This window comes from Sphingomonas bacterium (genome assembly GCF_903643065.1).
In the GTDB taxonomy this organism is placed as follows: domain Bacteria; phylum Pseudomonadota; class Alphaproteobacteria; order Sphingomonadales; family Sphingomonadaceae; genus Sphingomonas.
The window spans coordinates 1-5,026 of the sequence record NZ_CAHJWX010000193.1 but is presented as its reverse complement, the minus strand read 5'-3'; the positions used below and the strand labels follow the sequence as shown (position 1 = coordinate 5,026).

The 5,026-nt window shown below is 71.0% G+C and carries 4 protein-coding genes; 1 reads left to right on the top strand and 3 read right to left on the bottom strand.

Annotated features, from left to right (window positions below):
- On the bottom strand, nucleotides 1-298 hold a 298-nt coding region (locus tag HUU95_RS08075), incomplete at its 3' end, for a hypothetical protein (RefSeq protein WP_174279648.1).
- Between HUU95_RS08075 and HUU95_RS08070 the strand changes: the two genes are divergently transcribed.
- Nucleotides 210-2,063: a prolyl oligopeptidase family serine peptidase gene (locus HUU95_RS08070; protein ID WP_174279649.1), complete on the top strand. Its 1,854-nt coding sequence runs from the start codon at nucleotides 210-212 to the stop codon at nucleotides 2,061-2,063. The two genes, HUU95_RS08075 and HUU95_RS08070, sit on opposite strands and share 89 nt — an antisense overlap.
- Nucleotides 2,064-2,653: 590 nt before the next feature.
- Here the strand turns inward: HUU95_RS08070 and HUU95_RS08065 are convergent.
- On the bottom strand, nucleotides 2,654-3,418 hold the full coding sequence (locus HUU95_RS08065) for a PP2C family protein-serine/threonine phosphatase (protein ID WP_174279647.1): 765 nt from the start codon (nucleotides 3,416-3,418) through the stop codon (nucleotides 2,654-2,656).
- Nucleotide 3,419: 1 nt separating this feature from the next.
- Nucleotides 3,420-5,026: ImcF-related family protein (locus HUU95_RS08060; RefSeq protein ID WP_174279646.1), on the bottom strand; the 1,607-nt coding region annotated here is incomplete at its 5' end.

Sequence of the window (5,026 nt, the reverse complement as noted above, 5' to 3'; positions counted from 1 at the left end):
CGAGGTGGTGCTGCGCTACGCCAAGCAACTGCTGCCCACGTACAACATCTTCGACGAGCTGCGCCACTTCGCGCCCGGCCCGGACGTCGCCCGCGTGCTGCGCATCGGATCGAAGCAGGTCGGCCTGATGATCTGCGAGGACGGCTGGAACGACGACGGCGCCGACTACGCCGTCAACCCGTTCTCGCGCCTGGCCGACGCCGCGCCCGATCTCGTCGTGTCGATCAACGCCAGCCCGTCGGACATCGGCAAGCGCGAGATGCGCCACCAGGTCTTCGGCGACGCCTGCCGGCGCCACCCGGCCCCGCCACATCCGCCACCGCGCGGCCGGCGCGCCAGAGCTGCTGGTCGACGAGGCGTCGCGCGCCGCAGGCCATGCCTATTATCGCAGCACCGATCACCAGCCGAGCCCGGACAACCGCTACTTCGCTTGGGCGGAGGACGTGATCGGCAACGACCGCCATCGGATCGTCGTGCGCGACACGCTGACCGGCGCGACGCGCGTGCTCGTCGACGCGGACGCCTATGGCTATGGCGGGCTCGTCTTCTCGCCCTCCTCGCGCTGGCTGTTCTGGATCTGGCGCGACGCGCGCAACCGCCCGACCCGGCTCTATCGCACGCCGGTCATCGGGGGCGCGGCGGAGCTGGTCTATGAGGAGGCGGACCCGGCGCTGTTCATGGCGGTCAAGCGCACCGCGATGGACGGCTATGTCGCGCTCACCCTGTCCGGCCCCGATACGGCGGAGGTGCGCCTGATCGCGGCCGCCGCCGAGACGAGCGCGCCGCGCGTGGTGTGGCCGCGCCGCGCCGGCGTGCGCTACGAGATCGACGAATGGAACGCGACGCTGGTGTCGCTGACCGACCTCGACGATGCCTTTGACGGCAAGGTGGTGGCTGTTGGCCGCGACGATTTCCGCGTCGGCGCGACGCTGATGCCGCATCGTCCGGGCCACCCGATCCTCTCGATCGTGCCGTTCGCGGGCGGGCTGGTTCGGCTGGAGCGGGCGGACGGTCTGCACCGCCTCGTCGTCCTGCGCCCCGACGGCCGCGAGCATCCGGTGTCGTTCCCGGAGGCCGCCTACGCGCTGGACCTGCCGGTGGCGCAGGATTTCCGGGCGGACAGCGTCACGATCATCCACCAGTCCCCGATTTCGCCGCCGCGGTTGATCGCGGTCGGCCTGGTCGATGGACGGCTCTCGACGCATCGCGAGCAACGCGCATCCGGTTTCGATCCCGGCGCCTACGTCGTCGAGCAGGTCGCCGCGCGCGCGCCCGACGGCGCGCTGGTCCCGATCACGCTGCTGTCGCGGCGGGGCGCGGCGAGGGACGGGACGGGCCGGGTGCTGCTGTACGGCTACGGTGCCTATGGCGTGTCGAGCGATCCGGATTTCTCGATCCCGGCCACCGTGCTGGTCGATCGCGGCTGGACCTATGCGATCGCGCATGTGCGTGGCGGCTCGGAGCTCGGGCGGCGCTGGTTCCTGGAGGGACGGCGCTTCGCCAAGCGCAACAGCTTCACCGACTTCGTCGCCTGCGCCCAGCATCTATGCCGGCTCGGCTATGCCGCGCCGCGCCGCGTGGTCGGCTTCGGGCTCTCGGCCGGTGGCCTGCTGGTCGGCGGCGCCATGAACGTCGCCCCCACGCTGTGGGGCGGGATCATCGCCAAGGTGCCGTTCGTGGACATGCTCAACACGATGAGCGATGCGAGCCATCCGCTGGTGCCGCTGTTCCGCCCGGACTGGGGCGACCCGCTCGCCGATCCCAGGGCATACGACTACCTCGCCACGATCTCGCCCTACGAGAACGTGACGCGCGACGCCTATCCGCCGCTGCTCTGCACGGCGGGGCTGAAGGACGACCGCGTGTCCTATTGGGAGCCGGCCAAGCTGGTCGCCCAGGTCCGGAGCCGCTCGACCGCCGGCGACCCGGCGCTGCTGCTCACCGACCTGAACGCAGGCCACCAGGGCAGCGCCGACCTGCGCAGCGACTACGCCGAGAAGGCGCTGTTCTGGGCGTTCGCGGGGCGATGCGTATGCTCCGCCGAGCGTCGGTCGGGGGCTTAGCCCTCAAGATTCGACGAGTGGGTGAAGATCAGATGGCTCCGGACAATGAGGCCGCTTCAACGGCTACCTACCGCGGCGCTTGTTCAGGTCGGTGACGATGTCGTCGACCATGCTTCACGCTCGTGGGCGACGGCTGGTCCAAGCGGCTCCGTTCAGACCTCGACGGCGGTATCGCATATTGCTGACTGGCAGCTCGGCAGCTCTGATCCAGCAGCCGTCCGGCAGCTGCGGGCTGCCGAGGACCCAGTACCGGACACTCCCGGCCGTGTTGACGCTCCCTGGAAGCGGACGTCTGTTCACCCCCGATCACGGAGGCCCCATCGCTCACTGTTGGGACACGACGCTCAGCGAGACGGCAATATCAGACGGTCCACAGCGTCAGCGCGTCTACAACAGAATGCGATCGGTCGTTCCGCAGCGACAGCGGAAGTCGCGCGTACATCATCACCAGCCGGACTACCTCGGGCGACGAGTTGAAGCAGCTCTCCCTTCACACCTGCCACGTCGGTCTGACACACTCATGGTGCCCACTCGAGCGTGAGCCTGCAGGCCGATCGGCCCGTGGCGCCTCGCCGCGGCAAGCGAGCCGATCAGCCGAACCCGCGCACCGGCGGATCGGCCGTCTTGTCCGGTGAGTCCGACGCCGAGACGATGACCATGCTCACATTGTCCTTTGCCCGGCGCTCCAGCGTCGTCACGAGCAGCGGGTCCACCGCGCCAATCCCGTCGCGGGCCAGCGCCAGCGCGATCTCGTGATCGCTCATCATGCCCGTCAGCCCGTCCGAGCAGAGGAGAAAAAGGTCGCCCCGCTCGATCGGTCCGCTGGCGACGTCGAGCGCGAGCCGATCGTTGACCCCGACGGCCCGCGTGATGACGTTCGAGCGGCCATAACCAGGCGCGTCGGCGCGCTGGAGCGCGCCGGAGTCGATCAGCTCCTGCACCATCGAATGATCGCGGGTGATCTGTTCCATTCGCCCGCCGCGCAGCCGATAGGCGCGGCTGTCGCCCGCCCACAGGCAGGCGAAGTGACCCTCGTACGCGAGCAGCACGACCAGGGTGGAGCCGATCACCGTCCCCGGCCGTGACAGTCGCGCATGCGCCACCAGCGTCCGGTTCACCCGCTGCACACTTTCCTGGACATCCTCCAGGAAAGCGTAACCCGAGCCGAGCAGCTCGATGGCGGCGAGCGTGTCCACCAACATGCCGGACGCGAGATCGCCGGCCTGGTGGCCGCCCATCCCGTCCGCCACCGCCCACAGGCCGACATCGGGCCGGCTCAGCACCCGATCCTCGTTGAGCTTGCGCACGCAGCCGACATGGCTGCGCGCGGCGCTCTCGAAGGTCAGCGGCGGCACGTCACAGACCTGCCGGGCATGCGAACGCGGCGAGCTCGCGCAGGGTGAACGGATTGCTGGTGTTGAGCATCCGGACCCTCAAGGCGACGCTGGCGCCGCCGTCGCCGACGGTCGCGACGAAGCCGGCGCCGGTGACGTTGCTCAGCCGCGCGTCCGTCAGCATCCGCGCGAACGCCCAGTCGCCCGCCCAGGTCCGCACGCTCGGCGTCGCCGAGCCGCGGTGCTGGAACGAGAGCGTGACGCCGGGCGCGGTGCCGGGCCAGCGCAGTTCGGCCGCGTGCCGGTCGGTCGGCGTGAACGCGGCGGGGGCGCCGTCGAGCGACAGCGTGACCGCCTGCGTGTCGCCATCGAAGCGCAGCGGCTCGATCGACATGCGCACATTGGGGCGGATGTCGCCGGGCTTGAAGAACGCGCGGCGGATCGCGTCGGCGTTCTGGAACTGACGCACCGCCGCGGGCGAGAGCCCCAGCGCGCGACCCGACGCGGTCAGCCCCCAATAATGCCCGTTGGTGTCGATCTGCCCGGCGAGGCTGGTGGTCTGGAACGCGTCGATCAGCCCGCCGGGCCGGAACAGCCGGCTGAAGTCGTCGATCGACGCCTCGTGCGTCGCGTGTGACGCGAAGGGAAAGCCCTGTGCAACGATGCCGCGGCATTCGGGGTATAGCTGCTGCGCGTAGCTCGCCTTGATGCCGGCGCGCGCGTCGTGGTTGAGCTGGCTGGTCGAGGCGGTGACGAAGCCGTGGAACAGCTTCCCCGCGGTCGGGGGAAGCGCGCCGGCGACCTGGCCGAGCCGGGCGGTGGCCGCCATCGCCGCGGCGGTCTTGTCGCGCTGGAGCATGGGATCGCCCAGCCCCACCGCCGAGCGCGCGGCGGTGCCGGTGTCGCCCACCGCGGTCAGCGCCACCAGCGCGTCGTCGATCGGTGACGGCCCGCTCGGCGGCGCGATCTCGTGCAGCCAGCGGAAATGCGCGATCACCTCGTCGAGCGGGCCGGGCTGCGGCGGGCCGCCCTCGCTGGCCGCCGAGTCGACCTGGCGCGCGCGCGACAGGCCGCGATAGATCGCCGGGGAGAAGATCGCGCCGACCCGCAGCGCACTCGCCGAACGGCCCTTGGTGAGCGACGGCGGCTGGAGGTCGGTCTCGTCCGCCCAGGCGGCGAACAGCGCCTTGACCGGCGAGGGCGGGCGCACCGCGACCTGGAGGCGCTCGTCCATCGGCCGGTCGCCGCTGACCACCACGTCGTCGATCATCTCGTCCCAGCGGCGGGTGAAGTCGGCGAGGTAGGTGGTGACCAGCGCGTCCTTGACGCGGCCCGCCTCGCTGGTCAGCGGCCCGCCCGCCGGCCCCGCCTCGCCCGTCACCCAATTCTCGTTCGCCGCCTGCCCGGCATAGCGCGCGATGGCGGGCGCGACCGCGGTCAGGAAGTAGCGATGGCGGAACATGCCGGGGATGCCGGCGGTGAGCGGCTTGCCCGAATGGCGGGTGAACAGCCGCGCCGTGCCGACGCCGGGCACCTCCGCGATCGTGAACGGCGGCAGCGCGCGCAGGGCCGGGTCCGCGAGCATCTGCGCATAGACGCGCTCGCCGGGGCCGAGCGAGGCGACGCGCT